Source organism: Cytophagaceae bacterium ABcell3, assembly GCA_030913385.1.
Classification (GTDB): Bacteria; Bacteroidota; Bacteroidia; order Cytophagales; family Cytophagaceae; genus ABcell3.
The window spans coordinates 318,535-335,719 of the sequence record CP133159.1; the positions used below are offsets into that span (position 1 = coordinate 318,535).

13 protein-coding genes are annotated in these 17,185 nt (G+C 40.2%); 8 read left to right on the forward strand and 5 right to left on the reverse strand.

The genetic code is table 11. From position 1 onward, the window contains the following. Window positions 1–19: 19 nt before the first annotated feature. Window positions 20–715, reverse strand: coding sequence for an OmpH family outer membrane protein (locus RCC89_01505; protein ID WMJ71853.1), 696 nt, complete (start codon window positions 713–715; stop codon window positions 20–22). Between the two features lie 272 nt (window positions 716–987). Between RCC89_01505 and der the strand changes: the two genes are divergently transcribed. Continuing rightward, window positions 988–2,295, forward strand: coding sequence for a ribosome biogenesis GTPase Der (der, locus tag RCC89_01510; protein ID WMJ71854.1), 1,308 nt, complete (start codon window positions 988–990; stop codon window positions 2,293–2,295). Between the two features lies 1 nt (window position 2,296). Here der and RCC89_01515 read toward each other — a convergent pair whose 3' ends face one another. Then, a complete protein-coding gene (locus RCC89_01515) occupies window positions 2,297–3,040 on the reverse strand; it encodes a class I SAM-dependent methyltransferase (GenBank protein WMJ71855.1) in 744 nt (247 codons plus the stop codon). Window positions 3,041–3,417: 377 nt separating this feature from the next. On the opposite strand from RCC89_01515, the gene RCC89_01520 reads away from it, so the two are divergent. From RCC89_01520 to accD, 4 genes are all read left to right on the forward strand, one after another. After that, a complete protein-coding gene (locus tag RCC89_01520; protein ID WMJ71856.1) occupies window positions 3,418–4,842 on the forward strand; it encodes a DASS family sodium-coupled anion symporter in 1,425 nt (474 codons plus the stop codon). A 136-nt stretch (window positions 4,843–4,978) separates the two neighbouring features. After that, a complete protein-coding gene (gene carB, locus RCC89_01525) occupies window positions 4,979–7,792 on the forward strand; it encodes a carbamoyl-phosphate synthase large subunit (GenBank protein WMJ71857.1) in 2,814 nt (937 codons plus the stop codon). 11 nt (window positions 7,793–7,803) lie between these two features. Then, a complete protein-coding gene (locus RCC89_01530) occupies window positions 7,804–8,091 on the forward strand; it encodes a DUF4834 family protein (GenBank protein ID WMJ71858.1) in 288 nt (95 codons plus the stop codon). 144 nt (window positions 8,092–8,235) lie between these two features. Then, window positions 8,236–9,132 carry an acetyl-CoA carboxylase, carboxyltransferase subunit beta gene (gene accD, locus RCC89_01535; GenBank protein ID WMJ71859.1) on the forward strand — a complete coding sequence of 299 codons (897 nt, stop codon included), beginning with the start codon at window positions 8,236–8,238 and terminating at the stop codon, window positions 9,130–9,132. Window positions 9,133–9,336: 204 nt separating this feature from the next. Here accD and fbaA read toward each other — a convergent pair whose 3' ends face one another. Further along, window positions 9,337–10,422 carry a class II fructose-bisphosphate aldolase gene (gene fbaA, locus RCC89_01540; GenBank protein WMJ71860.1) on the reverse strand — a complete coding sequence of 362 codons (1,086 nt, stop codon included), beginning with the start codon at window positions 10,420–10,422 and terminating at the stop codon, window positions 9,337–9,339. 376 nt (window positions 10,423–10,798) lie between these two features. Between fbaA and RCC89_01545 the strand changes: the two genes are divergently transcribed. The 3 genes from RCC89_01545 (at window position 10,799) to RCC89_01555 (ending at window position 13,425) form a co-directional block, all read left to right on the forward strand. Beyond that, window positions 10,799–11,782: a radical SAM protein gene (locus tag RCC89_01545; GenBank protein WMJ71861.1), complete on the forward strand. Its 984-nt coding sequence runs from the start codon at window positions 10,799–10,801 to the stop codon at window positions 11,780–11,782. 62 nt (window positions 11,783–11,844) lie between these two features. Then, window positions 11,845–12,972, forward strand: a complete 1,128-nt coding sequence (locus tag RCC89_01550; GenBank protein ID WMJ71862.1) for a formimidoylglutamase — start codon at window positions 11,845–11,847, stop codon at window positions 12,970–12,972. A gap of 3 nt (window positions 12,973–12,975) precedes the next feature. After that, window positions 12,976–13,425, forward strand: a complete 450-nt coding sequence (locus RCC89_01555; protein ID WMJ71863.1) for an RDD family protein — start codon at window positions 12,976–12,978, stop codon at window positions 13,423–13,425. A 30-nt stretch (window positions 13,426–13,455) separates the two neighbouring features. Here the strand turns inward: RCC89_01555 and RCC89_01560 are convergent, their stop codons facing one another. Next, entirely contained in the window at window positions 13,456–16,110 is a 2,655-nt protein-coding gene (locus RCC89_01560) for a DUF5916 domain-containing protein (GenBank protein WMJ71864.1), read from the reverse strand. A 231-nt stretch (window positions 16,111–16,341) separates the two neighbouring features. Continuing rightward, a complete protein-coding gene (locus RCC89_01565; GenBank protein WMJ71865.1) occupies window positions 16,342–17,121 on the reverse strand; it encodes a hypothetical protein in 780 nt (259 codons plus the stop codon). Window positions 17,122–17,185 lie beyond the last annotated feature (64 nt).

The following is a 17,185-nucleotide window of genomic DNA, read 5'->3' on the forward strand; positions in this document are numbered from 1 at the left end:
GCATAAAGAAAAAGGTGGGTTATTTCCCACCTCTATACTTTGCATTTAACCCATTAACAACTTCTGTAGTTATATCTAAACTATCTGTTGCATAAACCAATGAGGCAGGGCCACCTTTTGTATAAGTAAAAATGTATGAATACTTTTTAGACCTTCCCAGATTTCCCAGATAATCATCCAGATTTTTAAGGAAATCTTGCTGAAACTGCATTTCCTGATTAGCCAAGTCTCCCTGTAGCTTTTCGCGCAGCTTCATAAGCTCCTGCTCTTCTTGCATCAAGTCGGCTTCTTTAGATTGTTTGTGATTGTCTGTCAAAGAAGCTGCCATTTGCTGGTACTTCTGAACATCTTCATAAAACTTCTTCTCCCGGTCTTTATATTCTTTCTCTTTGCTCTTTAGCTGAGCTTCGAGACTTTTAATGCTTTTCTGATAGAACTCATATTTCTTAGTAAGCTCATCCAGGTTTATATAAGCCACATTTAGGCCAGGAATAGCAGGCATGGCTGGCTTTTTCGTAGGCTGTTCTTCATCTCCACCCTCTGCTTGATCTTCTCTATCAGCTGATAAAGTATCGGCAACTGCTATTGCAGGAGCTTCTTCTTTAACTGCTGTTTGTTGAGCAGAAGGTTTAGGACTGGAAGAAAAATGAAGGTAGTACAATACAGCTACTGCCAAAGCAAGTACACCATTTAATGCTAAAGAAAGATTTTTCACTTTGAAACAAAATTAATGTTAATAGATTAAGAGAGTACCCAAAATAAATGAGATTCGCTCAGAATACCCAAAGGCGGAACATAAAATTAAAAGAAAAAGTTGTTTTTTCTTGTATTTTTTTCTCCAAATAGGCTTGCCATTAGGTGATATCTTTCCGTACAACGAAATCTATTGCATAATTCAGTATTAAATAACATAGATAAACTATATTTGTAACAGGAATGTGCAGTATGGCATTTTACCTTAATAAAAAAGTAAAGAAGAATTAAATTATGGCCAATATAATAGCAATAGTCGGAAGGCCGAATGTAGGAAAGTCTACTTTGTTTAACCGTTTGATAGGAAGAAGGGATGCCATCATGGACAATGTCAGTGGAGTAACCAGAGACAGACATTATGGCCATGGGGAATGGACCGGAAAGTATTTTACTGTGATAGATACCGGTGGTTATGTAACCGGTTCTGATGATATTTTTGAGGGAGCCATTCGCAACCAGGTAGAACTAGCGGTGGAGGAAGCCACAGTAATACTGTTTGTGGTCGATGTTTTTGAAGGACTTCACCCGCTCGACGAAGAATTTGCCAAGGTTCTCAGAAGAACCACTAAACCTATTTTCTTAGTGGCCAACAAAGCCGAAAGTGCCAAACGTGCGCACATGTCGGGCGAGTTTTACAAACTGGGCTTTGAGGAGATATACACTGTTTCTGCTCAAACTGGCAGTGGAACAGGAGAGTTATTAGATAAAGTAATTGAGCATTTCGTAAGCTCTGGGGAGGAAGATCCTGACGAAGGAGTTCCCAAGATATCTGTTATGGGAAGGCCCAATGTTGGCAAATCTTCTTTTATCAATACCATACTTAATCAAGAGCGCTCTATTGTAACAGATATTGCAGGCACTACCCGCGACTCAATAAACTCCCGCTACAAGGCCTATGGCAAAGAATTTATATTGACAGACACCGCAGGGCTGAGGAGAAAAGCCAAAGTCTCTGACAACATAGAGTTTTATTCCGTCATGCGGTCTGTCCGGGCTTTAGAGAACTCCGATGTCTGCATAGTCATGATTGATGCTACCCAAGGCTTGGAATCGCAAGACATGAACATTATAGGCTTGGCTGATAAAAATAAAAAAGGGACTTTGATTTTGGTCAACAAATGGGACTTGGTTGAAAAAGACAGCAATACCCACCATGAGTATGCCAATGCCATTAAGCAAAAATTAGGGCAAATGTCCTATATACCGATTATGTTTATTTCGGTTCTGAACAAACAAAGAATCTATCAAGCAATTGAAAAAGCAATAGAGGTTTACGAAAACAAGACCAAGAAAATCGCAACTTCAGAACTGAACGCTGTCATGCTGCCGGAGATAGAGCGATACCCTCCTCCAGCTACAAAAGGGAAGTATATTAAAATAAAATATATTACCCAATTGCCGGCACGCACCCCAACTTTTGCCTTTTTCTGCAACTTGCCACAGTATATCAAAGACCCTTATGCAAGATATCTGGAAAATAAGCTTCGGAGCCACTTCAACTTTGAAGGCGTGCCTATCAACTTGGTATTTAGACAAAAGTAGGCTATCGTCGGCGACAAATACACCAGATACTCAACCCTATCGGAAGATTGATAATTCGCAGCAGCCTGTTTTCCAAAACCAATATTTTCGAAAGAAACCAATTAGAAAAAGCAGAAGGCATTTGAAGGTCATCCTTAACTTGCCCGCTGCTTTTTTTCATTATTTTTTTGACTATTCTGATCAACAAAGCCGGAAAAAACAAGCTACAGTTCCAATAACCTGCCCGCTCAACTTCCCATCCCTGCTGAAGCACTTTGTTAATGAAGCCTCTTTTTGAGTACCTTCTAAAATGATGGTTAATTTCATCATGAGGGCTCCATAAAAACTGAAAAGCCGGCACAAAAATAAAAGCGTTGCCACCTTTTTTAAGCAATAATTTCCAATTTCTCAAAGCTTTGGCGTCATCGTTAATATGTTCAAGGCAGTCTGAAGCAATAATTACATCAAAAGAACCCTCCTCAAAAGATATCTCCGCTCCATCCATTACATAACACTGATCCAAACCGCGTTTGTGGCACTGCTCTATGGCCTTTGCACTTTTATCAATGCCATATAGATGCTCCTTATCATAACCTTTAGAAACCAAATGAGACAAAAAAACACCTCCAGAGCATCCAATATCCAGTATTTTGAGACTTTTACTTCCAAGCCCGTCCAATAAGTAAGTTAAAATATCACGACGAGCCACAAACCACCACATATCGTTCTCCAGCGCATGGTATTTTTCTTCATACTGTTCATCCATTGCCCAAAATTAATACTTCATTTAATTTTATTAGTTAAACCCATTTAGATACTTTATACCTTATTAGCTTACCAAGGCTCGCTTATGTTTCTGCCTCCCCAACAGGCGCAATTTCATCAATGGACGCCTTATTTTCCAACAATAGTACATAATAGGAAGACCAATTAAAGCCATATTATCATATATGTAAAAAACTCCTTGTTAGTTCTTAACATAAGAAAAGTGGTTTATGCTATTTCTTTAGCAACTTTTTTTACAAACATCATGAAATCATGCTTTGAAAGCATGTAATTAGAAGCTATTTTGCCACAAACAAAAAGTTACATACACGTTATAATTTGTAATGCGACTTTTGCCAAAACATAGAACATAAGGTTATGAGGTTCAGACTAACAGCCTCTATTTTTGCTTTCATACTTTTTATACTTTTGATAAACCTGTTGCCAGCAACATTATCAAAAGAAACAGCCTATGTGGTCGCGTGTGCAGTACTGATGGTTGTACTGTGGTTGACAGAGTCAGTACCTATTCCGGTAACAGCTATGCTACCAATTCTCTTATTTCCGTTACTAGACATTACAGACTTAGAAACAACCGCTTCTGCTTACGGACACCCCATCATATTCTTGTTTATGGGAGGCTTTACCCTTGCGCTTGCGTTAGAAAAACATGGCTTGCATAAACGGCTCGCTCTTTCTATAATAAAAGTGACAGGTACCAGCACCCAAGGATTACTGGCAGGATTTTCTATTGCCACCGCCTTTTTAAGCATGTGGATTAGCAATACGGCTACAGCAGTCATTATACTTCCCATGGCTTTACCGGTAGCAGATGCTTTCTTAAAATTCGCACCTGACAAAAATGGCGGAAAAAATTTTGCAACTTCCCTTAGCCTTTTAATTGCCTATTCTGCCAACATAGGCGGGATGGCTACATTGATAGGCACACCTCCCAATATTGTACTAAAAGGGTATGCAGAATCTCTATTGCAAACCCAAATAGGTTTTGCCGAATGGATTTTATTGGCATTGCCTATTTCGATTCTGGTATTGGCGATAACCTATGTTGCCATTGTTTATTGGTTTTTTCCTTGTAAAGTAGGCAATTTAACAGAGGCGACCAATCATATAAACGAACGTGCCGGCAAAATAGAACCCATGAAGCTTAATGAAAAATTAGTAGCTATCGTATTTATATTAACCGCACTAGGTTGGGTTTTCAGAGTTCCCCTTAACAACATTTTCCAAACAGAAGTTATCACCGACACTTCGATTGCCATGGCAGGCGCCATCTTGCTGTTTTTTATTCCATCAGAAAACAACGGGCGCTTAATGGAGTGGCGAGATATGACTAAGCTTCCCTGGGGTATCTTATTACTCTTTGGAGGAGGCTTAGCTTTGGCTGGAGCTATGGAGAAAAGTGGTTTAGTAATACTTGTAGGTGAAAAAGTGGCCGCTTCTGTTCCTCAAAACCCACTGCTACTGATGATTGCCATTACTGCGGTAATGTTGTTTTTAACTGAGGTAATGAGCAATGTTGCACTGTGCACGGTATTTCTGCCCGTAGTTATTGGCATAGGCCAGGGCTTGGACATGAGCCCATTGGCACTAGCCATACCCGTTACCTTAGCCTCAAGCTGCGCCTTTATGCTCCCCATGGGCACACCGCCTAATGCCATTGTTTATGCTGGCGGCCATATTAAAATGGCTCAAATGGCCAGAGCTGGAATTATTCTGAACCTACTAGCCATAGTAATCATAGTAGGTATCTGCTATCTTTTTGCCGAACAAATAGTCCCATAAGGGAAAAATCGATAAGTTACACATCTTATAATTGGGTTAGAATAGGCCGAAAAGCATATTTTGGCTGGTTTTTTTTTATCTAAGTAAATTACCCCCTAACTTTGCGAGATTTTAAAGCAAAAAGCAAAAAAAGAGAATGCCAAGAGATCATAGCATCAAATCTGTTTTAATTATTGGTAGCGGCCCTATAGTAATAGGTCAAGCTTGCGAATTTGATTACTCCGGTTCACAAGCCTCCAGATCACTTAGGGAAGAGGGAATTGAAGTCACTTTGATCAATTCCAACCCAGCCACCATAATGACAGATCCGCTTACGGCAGACAATGTTTATCTCAGGCCTCTGGAAAAGAAATATATTGTCGAGATTCTCGAAAAACATAATATAGATGCCGTGCTTCCTACCATGGGGGGACAGACTGCCCTAAACCTCGCCATTGAGTGCGAAAAAGCAGGTATATGGGAAGAATATGGCGTTAGGATAATCGGTGTAGATATCAAAGCCATTGAAACTACAGAGGATAGAGAAGAGTTCAGGCTAAAAATGATAGAATTGGGTGTAAATGTATGCCAGGGCGAAACGGCAACTTCTTTTCTTCAAGGCAAAGAAATTGCTCAGAAAATAGGTTTCCCATTAGTAATACGCCCTTCTTATACATTAGGCGGCTCAGGTGGTGGTTTTGTTTTCGAACCTTCCGAGTTTGATGAAGCCCTTAACTCAGGACTTCACGCCTCTCCAATCCATGAAGTACTTATTGAGCAAAGCATCCTGGGCTGGAAAGAATACGAGCTTGAGTTATTGAGAGATGGTGCTGGCAACATTATTATAATTTGTTCTATAGAGAACTTTGACCCAATGGGTGTCCACACGGGCGACTCTATTACGGTAGCACCAGCCATGACGCTGTCTGATACTGTTTATCAGCAGATGAGGGACCTTGCTATCAAAATGATGAACGGAATAGGCAAGTTTGCCGGTGGCTGCAATGTCCAGTTTGCCGTAAATCCTGACGATGACACGATTGTAGGCATTGAAATCAACCCAAGGGTTTCCAGATCTTCAGCACTTGCATCTAAAGCGACAGGATACCCAATCGCAAAAATAGCAGCAAAGTTAGCCATAGGATATAACCTGGACGAACTGAAAAATGCCATTACTGGCAGTACGAGTGCATTTTTCGAACCAGCACTAGATTATGTAATTGTTAAAATTCCTCGCTGGAACTTTGACAAGTTCCGAGGTGCAAATAAGTACCTAGGCCTACAAATGAAATCTGTAGGAGAGGTCATGGGTATTGGCCGAAACTTCCAAGAAGCCCTGCAAAAAGCCTGTCAGTCATTAGAAATCAAAAGAAATGGGCTTGGCGCAGATGAAAAAGAGCTTACCGACCAACAGGCATTACTGGACAGCCTTGCGCATCCTAGCTGGAACAGGCTCTTCCATATAAAAGATGCCTTCCATATGGGAATCGCTTTTAAAACAATCCAGAAGCTTACACAAATTGACCCTTGGTTCCTTTATCAAATCGAAGAGCTATATGAACTAGACAAGAAGCTCAGCACTTATACGCTTGATACTTTGCCGAGAGAGCTTTTGCTTGAGGCCAAGCAAAAAGGATATGCCGACCGGCAGATTGCTCACCTAACCCGTTGTCTGGAAAGTGAAGTTTTTAAAAAACGCCGGGAAATGGGTATAAAGCGTCTATATAAAGTAGTAGACACCTGTGCCGCTGAGTTTGAAGCACAAACGCCATACTATTACTCTACTTTTGAGGGAGAAAATGAATCCATATCATCTGATAAGAAGAAGGTGGTTGTACTGGGTTCTGGACCAAACCGGATAGGGCAAGGTATAGAGTTTGACTACTCTTGTGTGCATGGGGTACTGGCAGCAAAAGAATGTGGGTACGAGACCATTATGATCAACTGCAACCCTGAAACTGTATCTACTGACTTTGACATTTCTGACAAGCTATATTTTGAGCCTGTATTTTGGGAGCATATTTATGAAATCATCCTTCATGAAAACCCTGTAGGCGTAATCGTGCAGCTTGGCGGCCAAACAGCTCTAAAGCTGGCAGAAAAGCTAGAGCGTTATGGTGTAAAGATTTTAGGAACCAGCTACGAAGCACTAGATCTTGCAGAAGATCGAGGCAGTTTTTCAACATTATTAAAAGAAAACGACATCCCATATCCAAAGTTTGGGGTAATTAAAGATGCTGAAGCAGCATTAGAGCTGGCCAAAGAGCTTAAATTTCCACTTCTGGTGAGACCTTCGTATGTATTGGGAGGTCAAAGCATGAAAATAGTAATCAATGAAGAAGAGCTTGAACAGCATGTAGTCACACTCCTGCAGGACCATCCAGGCAACAAAGTCCTCCTTGACCACTTCTTGGACAGTGCCATAGAAGCAGAGGCTGATGCAATTTGCGATGGGGAAAATGTGCACATAATTGGCATAATGGAACACATAGAGCCTGCTGGTATCCACTCCGGCGACTCTTACGCCGTGCTACCTACTTTCGACCTTAGCGACAATGTAATCAAGCAAATTGAAGCATATACAAAGAAAATCGCTGTAGCTTTAAAAACAGTAGGGCTGCTAAATATTCAGTTTGCCATCAAAGATGACAACGTGTATATCATAGAAGCTAACCCTAGGGCTTCCCGAACAGTGCCTTTCATCTGTAAAGCATACAACGAACCTTATGTAAACTATGCCACCAAGGTAATGCTTGGCGAGAAAAAAGTTACTGACTTTGAATTTAAGCCGGACAAAAAGGGATACGCTATTAAAATTCCAGTATTCTCATTTAACAAGTTTCCAAATGTCAATAAAGAGCTTGGGCCAGAAATGAAGTCAACAGGTGAGGCCATCTATTTTATTGATGACCTTAAAGACGACTTCTTCACCAAGGTATACTCCGAAAGGAACTTATACCTGAGCAGATAGATTTAGATACTATGTGGTTGATCAAAATAATAATAACAGCACTACTCATTTACATGGTCGTAAAGTATATTATACGACCATTTTTACGCATGCTACTTCAGCGGTACATCCGAAAAGTGCTTCAAAAAAACATGAATCAATTTCACAAATATCAAAGTCAGCAAAGGCCGAACACAGGCCAACAAAGAAGGGAAGGATCTATTAATATTGATATAATTCCTGATAAAAAGGAAAATAACAAAGGAAACAATAGAGATAAAGAAGGCGGAGAATACGTTGATTATGAAGAGATTAAATAATACCTACACAAATAAGGTATTTTTTATTGCCATCACAACTTACGTTTTCTCATTGTCCGAAAGGAATTTTTATTTAACTTTGAAAAACTGACTCTCAAAATAAGTGAAAAAGCTTATTATTTATAAAACTAAAAGTTAAGTGGGATGACTTGGTTTACCAGAAAAGAGAAAGGAATAATCACTCCTACAGAGCTTAAAAAAGAGGTACCTGATGGGCTCTGGTACCAATGCACGGAATGTAAAAAAGTAATGCTCACCAATGAGCATATTGCTAATGCATATACCTGTATAGAGTGTAACTATCATGCAAGAATAGGTTCAAAAGAATACTTTGAACTTCTTTTTGACAACAATGAGTTTGAAGAGCTAGATGAAAACATGAGCTCTTCTGACCCGCTAGAATTTGTCGACAGTCAACCTTACCCTGACCGGGTCAAAGCATCACAGAGAAAATCTGGCTTAAAGGATGCGGTACGGTCAGGCTATGGAAAAATGAACGGACGAGAAATTGTCATAGCCAGCATGGATTTTAAATTCATTGGCGGATCTATGGGATCAGTCGTTGGCGAAAAAATAGCCAGGGCCATAGACAAAGCAAGGGAGAAAAAAGCACCGTTCCTGATGATATCCAAAACAGGTGGAGCAAGAATGATGGAAGCTGGCTTCTCTCTTATGCAAATGGCCAAAACGTCCGCCAAACTTGCGCTTCTAGACAAAGAAAAAATACCATACATTTCTCTACTCACCGATCCGACGACAGGTGGTGTAACTGCATCTTTTGCGATGCTTGGAGACTTTAACATAGCCGAACCTGGTGCGCTTATCGGCTTTGCCGGCCCGAGGGTAATCAGAGAAACTATTGGGAAAGACCTACCAAAAGGTTTTCAAAGTGCAGAATTTGTCCTTGACCATGGTTTCCTAGACTTCATTGTAGACAGAAAAGAGCTTAAGCAAAAGCTTGGTGACTTACTGCAAATGGTTGCTTTAGAAAAAAATCAAAGCAAGGCAAAAGTAGAAAAACAAGACGCACAGAAAAATTAATGAACTACTTCTTCTAAAAAAGCCAGTTCCTACCAGGACTGGCTTTTTTATTTTTAGCGGATATCTAGCTGCCAATACAAACTTGAGAATTTCTATTGCATATTAAAAACTATAAGCAATAACACAGAAACAAGCGGGCGAACGGCGCATAAAGAAAGCCCCAGCATAACTGGGGCTTTCTTACCAATTGAGGCAATTTTATTATTAAAGCTTATCGTTAGCGTTAAGCGAGTTAAGATCATCATAAGCCTGCTTAAGACGTTCAATAGTATTCTTCTCACCTTCTCTAAGCCATACCCTTGGATCGTAGAATTTCTTATTAGGCGCATCGCTACCTTTAGGGTTACCGATTTGTCCTTGAAGATAATCACTGTTCTTTTTGTAATACTCATGAACACCTTCCCAGAAAGACCACTGAAGGTCAGTATCAATATTCATCTTGATAGCACCGTAAGAAATCGCTTCACGGATATGCTCCTGGCTTGAACCAGATCCTCCGTGGAACACGAAATTAACAGGCAGTGCAGCATCAAGTTTATATTTCTCCTTAATGTACTCTTGAGAATTCTTAAGAATTTTTGGCTCAAGCTTAACGCTTCCTGGCTTATATACACCATGAACATTACCAAAAGCAGCGGCCACGGTAAACCTATGGCTTATTTTGCTTAGCTCTTCATAAGCATAAGCGACTTCTTCTGGTTGCGTATAAAGTTTCGAGTTGTCTACATGAGTATTGTCAACACCATCTTCTTCACCACCAGTAACACCCAGTTCGATTTCAAGCGTCATGCCCATTTTGTCCATTCTCTCAAGATACTTCTTGCATATCTCGATATTCTCCTCGATAGGCTCTTCAGAAAGGTCTATCATATGAGAAGAGAACAAAGGCTTTCCATGTTCTTTGAAATATTTCTCACCCGCATCAAGCAGTCCATCGATCCAAGGAAGAAGCTTCTTGGCAGCATGGTCTGTATGAAGCACGACACCTACACCATAAAGTTCAGCCATTTGATGTACGTGATATGCACCGGAAATAGCACCAGCGATAGATGCCTCCTGATTTGCATTGCTTACGCCTTTTCCTGCGTAAAATTGGGCTCCTCCGTTGGAAAACTGAATAATAACAGGTGAATTGACTTCCTTGGCAGTTTCCAGAACAGCATTAATGGTACTTGTTCCAATAACATTGACAGCAGGTAATGCAAATTGGCTTCTCTTCGCGGCTTCAAAAAGTTCCTGTACACTGTCACCTGACAATACACCGGTTAAACTTTTGGTTTTTTCAAGCATAATAAATTTAATTTAAGATGTTGTAAGCTTTTATTCCGGGTCATACAAAAAATTACTCATGAATGACAAATACTCAAGCCTCCACATTAGACACCCCTTATTTAAGAATATCTTAAAAAGCGGGTAAGTGCGGCTCAAGTTTTACCACGTACTAAAAAGTATTATTGTATTTTCCGGTTTTAAATATAGCAAAAATAATATCGACATGTTGAATTATGTAGTAAATATGGCTAAAAAGTTAAGCTTTTAGAACCCAAGACGAGGCAAAACATTCCAAATTCTAAATTTATTATTGGAAAAATACAATTGCATGTTTTAGCGGATCAGATAAATTTACTACTTTTAACATTAATTCCTTACAGAATTTTTTACATACATGCGGCTAATTTCCCACCCAATATTGTGCAACTACTATGTAACCTATAGGTGCAATGCATCCTGTAGCTTTTGTGATATATGGGAAAAACCTTCGCCCTATGTCACCACCGAAAACACCCTGGCAAACCTTAAAGACTTAAAAAAACTAGGTGTAAAAGTAGTAGATTTTACTGGCGGGGAACCCTTGCTGCACAGGGAAATCCCAGAAATATTGCAGGCGGCAAAAAGCATGGGGTTTATAACCACATTAACATCCAACGCTTTGCTGTACCCTAAACTGGCAAAAAAGCTCCAAGGGAAAATAGACATGCTTCACTTTTCGCTAGACTCACCAGATGAGCATGAACACAATAAAATGCGGGGCGTCAAGTGCTTTGATCATGTCATGCAATCGATAGAAGTTGCCAAAAAATTGGGTGAGAGGCCGGATATCATATTTACTGTTTTTAAAAACAATTTAAATAAAATTGAGGGTATTTATAGAAACATCTGCCTGCCAAACAACCTTGTCCTTATATTAAACCCAGCTTTTGACTACAATGATGTAAAAACGGGCGAAGAACTGACTGCAGATGAATTAAAACTCTTAAAAGTTTGGGCAAAAAAGAAAAATGTATACCTGAACGAAGCTTTTATAACCCTACGGCAAGATGGCGGAAACCACATTTCAAACCCCGTATGCAAGGCCGCCAGTAGCACCATTGTCATTTCTCCGGAAAATGAATTGATTTTACCCTGCTATCACCTCGGAAAGAAAAAGTTTGACATCAACAACCGGCTTTACCAGCTTTATCATTCCCAAGAAGTAAAAGAACTGATAAAAAAAGAAGGGCGACTTGCTGAATGTGAAGGCTGTACGATCAATTGCTACATGCAGCCATCTTTTGCCGTGGAACTGAACAAATACTGGTGGAAAGCTTTGCCTTCTACACTAAAATACAACTATATAAAAGGAACCTGGAAAAGCCTTTTGCCAAGCTAACCTAAAAAAACTTATATCCGCTTCCACTTTTTTATTAAATTTGAAAAGAAAGCAACCGTAACATGAACCTCAGAATATTTTTTGATTCCATTACCGAAGGTCTATTAGATCATATCAAAGAACCCAACACCATGCTCAGGCAAGTGCTCCTGCACAAAGAGGAGTTCCCCTCCATCGAGCATATTCAAGCAGCCATAATCGGGATATGCGAAACTGGTGGTGCGGATAAAATCAGAAAGAAATTTTATGCGCTGAAAAAAGGAACATCGTCAAATGTCATTATAGCAGACTTGGGCAACCTCCGTCCAGGCATGGATGAGCTAGAAACCTGCCAACGACTCAAAGAGGTATGCTCTATATTATTGGAAAAAGGCATTATACCAATTATTATTGGAGATAGGCACAGTTATGACTACGGGCAGTTTCTCGCTTATGAAAATTCAGGAAAACTCATCAACTTCCTGAACGTTGATGCTTGCATTGACTTATACAGTACCGAAGAGTTTGGCACAGACAAGCATCACATTCACAAGATATTGATGCACGAACCGGCCATGCTATTCAACTACAGCCACTTGGCATACCAGTCTTTTCTCTGTGACCCCGAGACGGTAAATGTGCTGGAAAAACTCAATTATGAGGCCTACCGGATTGGTCGCATCAGGGAAAATATAAAAGAAACCGAGCCCGTTGTCAGATCTGCCGATATGATGAGCTTTGACTTGTCAGCGGTTAGACAAAATGATGCGCCTGGCACAATAAACCCTCAACCTTTTGGGCTTACAGGTGAAGAAGCTTGTCAAATAGCGTGGTATGCAGGAATTAGCCCATCTATGAGCTCTATAGGTGTTTATGGCTATATGCCCTTTAACGACCCCATGGACCAAACAGCAGGTGTAGCGGCGGTAATGATGTGGTATTTTGTAGAAGGTTTAGGAAAAAAAAGCGCCCAATTTAACTACGACGATCAACAACTGACCAAGTATATTGTTTCTTTACAAGAGGAACCGCATAAACTGGTATTTTATAAGCATAACATCTCTGAGTTCTGGTGGATGGAAGTTCCTTATCCAAACAAAAACAAGAAAGGGTGTTCTGTTGTACCATGCAGTTATGAGGACTACCAGCTTGCGGCTAACAAAGGCGAAGTTCCTGAAAGGTGGTTACAGACCCATGCAAAACTTGTTTAGCGTATGCGCCCTGAAAATATCTATGTAGTGGACAGTGACACCCCTGCCTCGCCAGGAGAAAGGGTCGTGGCATTTCTCATTGACTATGCCATAGGAGGAGGGCTATGGTTCATACCTTACGTAGGAGTTGCCCTTAGCACCCTATACCTACTAACCAGAGACGGGCTTCCATTTTTAAAACATAGATCTGTAGGAAAAATAATACTCAACCAACAAGTAATCCACAACCACAGCCGAAGCCCTGGCTTAAAGACGTCGCTGAAAAGGAATTTCATTTTTATCCATAATATAATAACAGCAATACCTGTTGTTGGTGAAGAGTTTGCTTATCTGGTATTGTCACTCAACTTATTAGCTTTTGCCATAGAGAGCTTCCTCATGTTTACCCATTCTGACCATCAAAGGCTGGGAGACCAGTTTGCAAACACCCATGTCGTAAAGTATGAGCAATAGAACTTATTCTCAAAAAAGAACCCAAATGGGTTATAACCTAAAACGGTAGGTATATTTAATCAGGAATGTATTGTGTGCCGTCCCCCTAAACAAACCTTCTGAAAGATGGCGAAATCCGGGGTTTGCCATAAGTGGTGTATCTGTTTTTCCCTGTGCCCAAACCAAAAATAAAGTAGATCCGGGTGTATATTCCCAACGCATAACTAGGTTGGACCGGAACTCTATGAAGTCAAAGTCAGGATTGTCAAAATTATAATCCGGGCTATAGTTACCCGTTTCATCAACTTTATAAACATTATTTGTCTCCTCATAAACAATACGATCAGGAGAGATATCATCAAACCGGTCTGTATACTGTTCAGCGCTTGCAGAAGTAATACTTTTGAACTGCTCAAACCTCCCCGTGGATAAAAATGGCTGTCCCCAAAACTCAATGGTCAAATCTGGGGTAATATTATACATAAGTCTCACAGCCATGGAGTAAGTCCTTTGGTTAATTGTACCTGTGATATACCTGTTTTCACCATTCACCGAAGCTGTAGCTACATACTGCTGATCATCTCTATTGTATTCAAAATTGGGGTGGAGAGAAATGTTCAATGCGTCAAAAGGTCTATAGTTGACATAAAAGCCCCCTTCAAAAAAGGTCTGGTAATCATATTTACCGAAAAACCATCCGTTGTTAAAACCACCACTGACTTTCTTTCGGTTATCTGTTCCACCATAATACCAAAAAGCCGTTCCACCGGGATATTTAATCCCCGGGCCGCCCCGTAAGTCTGCATTAGAAATATTTTCACCGATCAAAGCAACGCCACTTCCAAAATACCAAAAATTGGTAAACTGGGTATGAAAGTGGGTTTGGTACCTCTGGTGGATATTTACCCCTTGAAAATCCCAGTGCATTTGCTGAAGCCCAACAACATTAAAGTTTCGCAAAAACTTCCAAGCTTTTGTAATCCTGTACTGAAGCCAAGACCATTGGCTGATTTGATCAGAGTTTCTTAAAAAGCCAATATCATTGAGTTCTAACCCCGGCGACCTCCAGGTAAGTCCAGTTTGGAACAGTAAGTTTCCACTGTTTTTGCCAAGTTTAAAAGTACCACCCGACCCTGTCAAAGATGTTAAAGAGGAATCTACGGAAAGATGGCGGGCATCAGGTCTTTGAAAAAAACGCTCTCCCGAGGTTTGGGTAGCTATAATGGATTCCTCATCGCCGGCAACATGGCTAAACAAAGACTTTAGTGATACATAGTAATTACGGTCTTTCCAGTGGTGCAAAAAGTCAAATCCCCCAGTATAAGCTTCTCTATGCAGGAAATTCAAATGAGGCTCGTCCAGCTTACGGTTAACAGATGTCAACATAGCACCAACAACGGTATTGCCGTCATTAATATCTTTCTGTACCCTACCCACCAAAAAATTGGTAAATGGGTCTACCACCACATCTTTTACCTGTCCATCGCTATCAATTTCAGCAACACCAGTGGCTGTAGCAGATTGTAAAATCCCCCACGAAAGTCCATTTTTATCTTTTCCCGTAAGTTTAACAGCCGATAATATAGAGCTGTTTTGTGGGTGGTTCATGTATTCATTAGCCCCTGTTTGTGGAAAATAACGAGAAGTGCCACCAATACGCCTGGAATAAAAGAGGTTATCATTGTTAAACTCACCGCCAGCGGCAGAGTTGGCGATTTGAAAATCAAGAATATTTCGCCCCTCCTTAAAAAACTCCCTCCGTTCCTCAAAGAATAAACGGTAAGCAGTAAGGTTTACCATAGAAGGGTCTGCCTCGACTTGCCCAAAGTCAGGATTAAGCGTAAAGTCTAAAGTGATGTCGCTGGTAATACCAATTTTTCCATCGACGCCTGCCGAAACATTATAAGATCGCCCTGTAGCATAAGGATTGCCTGGCTCTTTTTCAAAACGTTCTGCTTGCCCTAAGAGATAAGGCTGGACTTCTACTTGTCTTTGAGGCTTAATCCCTTTTAGGTCACGCAGCTCACCAAACCTGTGCACATAACCTGCGGCTCCCTGAGGTATAGCTTGCCACATAGACCATTCATCTTCACGGAAATATTTTCTGGCCACCTGTAGCCCCCACACCAAGTCATCCTTATTAGTGAACCTTAGCTGACTTAAAGGAATCCGCATTTCAGCATTCCAACCTTCAGAGTCAAAAGATGTCTTAACATACCAAACCGGATCCCAATCGGTATCCCAATGATCCCCATCGTTGGTAGCAATTTCATCATTCTTCACCCCGATAGCACTTACACCAAACGAAAATGCAGTACGGTGGTCAAAGTAACTATCTATCTGAATTTGTATTAAATCCCCTTCAAAACCATCCCGACGAGACATCCTTTTAACGATCTTCGAGGGATCATCATCGTAAGCTTTTACGGCTACATACAGGTTTTTTTTATCATAAAGTATTTTGAACTTTGTTTTCTGAGAGGGAGGCTGGCCATCATGTGGATAACGCTGGGTGAAATCTCCCTGCCAGGACACAAGGTCCCAAACCTCATCATCCAATTGCCCATCAATGGTAGGTGGTGTTTCAGTATATGCGGTACGGTACACCCTTTTTTTGCCATCACCAGCTAAGACATCTGGCAAACTGAAAAGATGCAGAAATACCCCTACAAAAAGAAAAACATATATCCGTATAAGGATGATCAAACCCTTCAAATTTATTTCAGGAAGCAAACTCTAACAAGGTCAAGGAATAGAAGAACCTGAAAGGTATATTAAACTATATATCCATCATAGCCTAAAAGGCACATGACTCATTTTTGGCCTATAAAGATAATGTATATTTTACAATAACCGTAAAAAACATGCAATAAAATAAAAAAGGTATCTTTATTACCTTGTAAAAAATTTGACTCTATAGTAAACTAGGCTAATAAGTTAATGGCCTTCAGCGGATTCGGCTTTATTGAAAATATACTTTTGATATAGCTGTTCGGACAGGTTCTTTTCTACGACACTTTTGTTATCCTCCCAGAAATGGATCAGTTTATGCAGAGGAACGATTTCATAATATGCTGCACTAAGGTTTTTGTTATGCCTTACACCAGACATGTTAGTTTCCCAAGGCAACAAAAAAGGGTTTTGACCATTTGATGTATAAGTTAAAGTATCGGAAGAAAAAATAACTTCAATCTTTTTTGAAAAATCCATAGTTTCAGTAAAACAATGAGCTAAGACTGAGTTTACCTTATCTGCGTCTTTCAACAAACTAATCAGTTCCCTTCTGTCAGGTTTAGACATCTTCTTGAAACTGGAATGGCTTTTAGCGATTCTTTTAGCATTTTTCTTAAGATAAGCATTAGAGAGCGCATAGGTAGGCACTGCTTCATAATCAGGGTTATTATTTAAAGGCATAAAAGCCTGAATGGATTCTTGGTTAATCTTCTTAATATATAAGGGGAAGCGCTCACCCGGAGAGTTCTTTTCTCCAAACAGTTCTTTAAACCCTTTAAATCCTGACACTGAGGTTCTGTACAGACTAAACACCTCGCCCTTAGGCACTATCTCATACTCTACAACAGTAGGGTATGATAACATATTGCTGACCCAATAGCTTTCTGAGATCTTTACTGAGCGAATACTATCTATATGATAAGTGCTTTGTGCTTGAACCATTCCGGTTACCAAACACAACATTAGGAAGAAAAAATATTTCACTATAAAAATGTTTATGTATGCTGGCTTTTACCATAACACATAAAGTACATTTTTGTTAGCGGTA

What these genes read in the sequence shown, in the direction of transcription:
- carB (WMJ71857.1), top strand. Translation starts at nt 4,979, where the DNA reads ATGCCAAGAGATCATAGCATCAAATCTGTTTTAATTATTGGTAGCGGC.
- RCC89_01515 (WMJ71855.1), bottom strand. Translation starts at nt 3,040, where the DNA reads ATGGATGAACAGTATGAAGAAAAATACCATGCGCTGGAGAACGATATG.
- RCC89_01550 (WMJ71862.1), top strand. Translation starts at nt 11,845, where the DNA reads ATGAACCTCAGAATATTTTTTGATTCCATTACCGAAGGTCTATTAGAT.
- fbaA (WMJ71860.1), bottom strand. Translation starts at nt 10,422, where the DNA reads ATGCTTGAAAAAACCAAAAGTTTAACCGGTGTATTGTCAGGTGACAGT.
- RCC89_01520 (WMJ71856.1), top strand. Translation starts at nt 3,418, where the DNA reads ATGAGGTTCAGACTAACAGCCTCTATTTTTGCTTTCATACTTTTTATA.
- RCC89_01530 (WMJ71858.1), top strand. Translation starts at nt 7,804, where the DNA reads ATGTGGTTGATCAAAATAATAATAACAGCACTACTCATTTACATGGTC.
- RCC89_01555 (WMJ71863.1), top strand. Translation starts at nt 12,976, where the DNA reads ATGCGCCCTGAAAATATCTATGTAGTGGACAGTGACACCCCTGCCTCG.
- RCC89_01545 (WMJ71861.1), top strand. Translation starts at nt 10,799, where the DNA reads ATGCGGCTAATTTCCCACCCAATATTGTGCAACTACTATGTAACCTAT.
- accD (WMJ71859.1), top strand. Translation starts at nt 8,236, where the DNA reads ATGACTTGGTTTACCAGAAAAGAGAAAGGAATAATCACTCCTACAGAG.
- der (WMJ71854.1), top strand. Translation starts at nt 988, where the DNA reads ATGGCCAATATAATAGCAATAGTCGGAAGGCCGAATGTAGGAAAGTCT.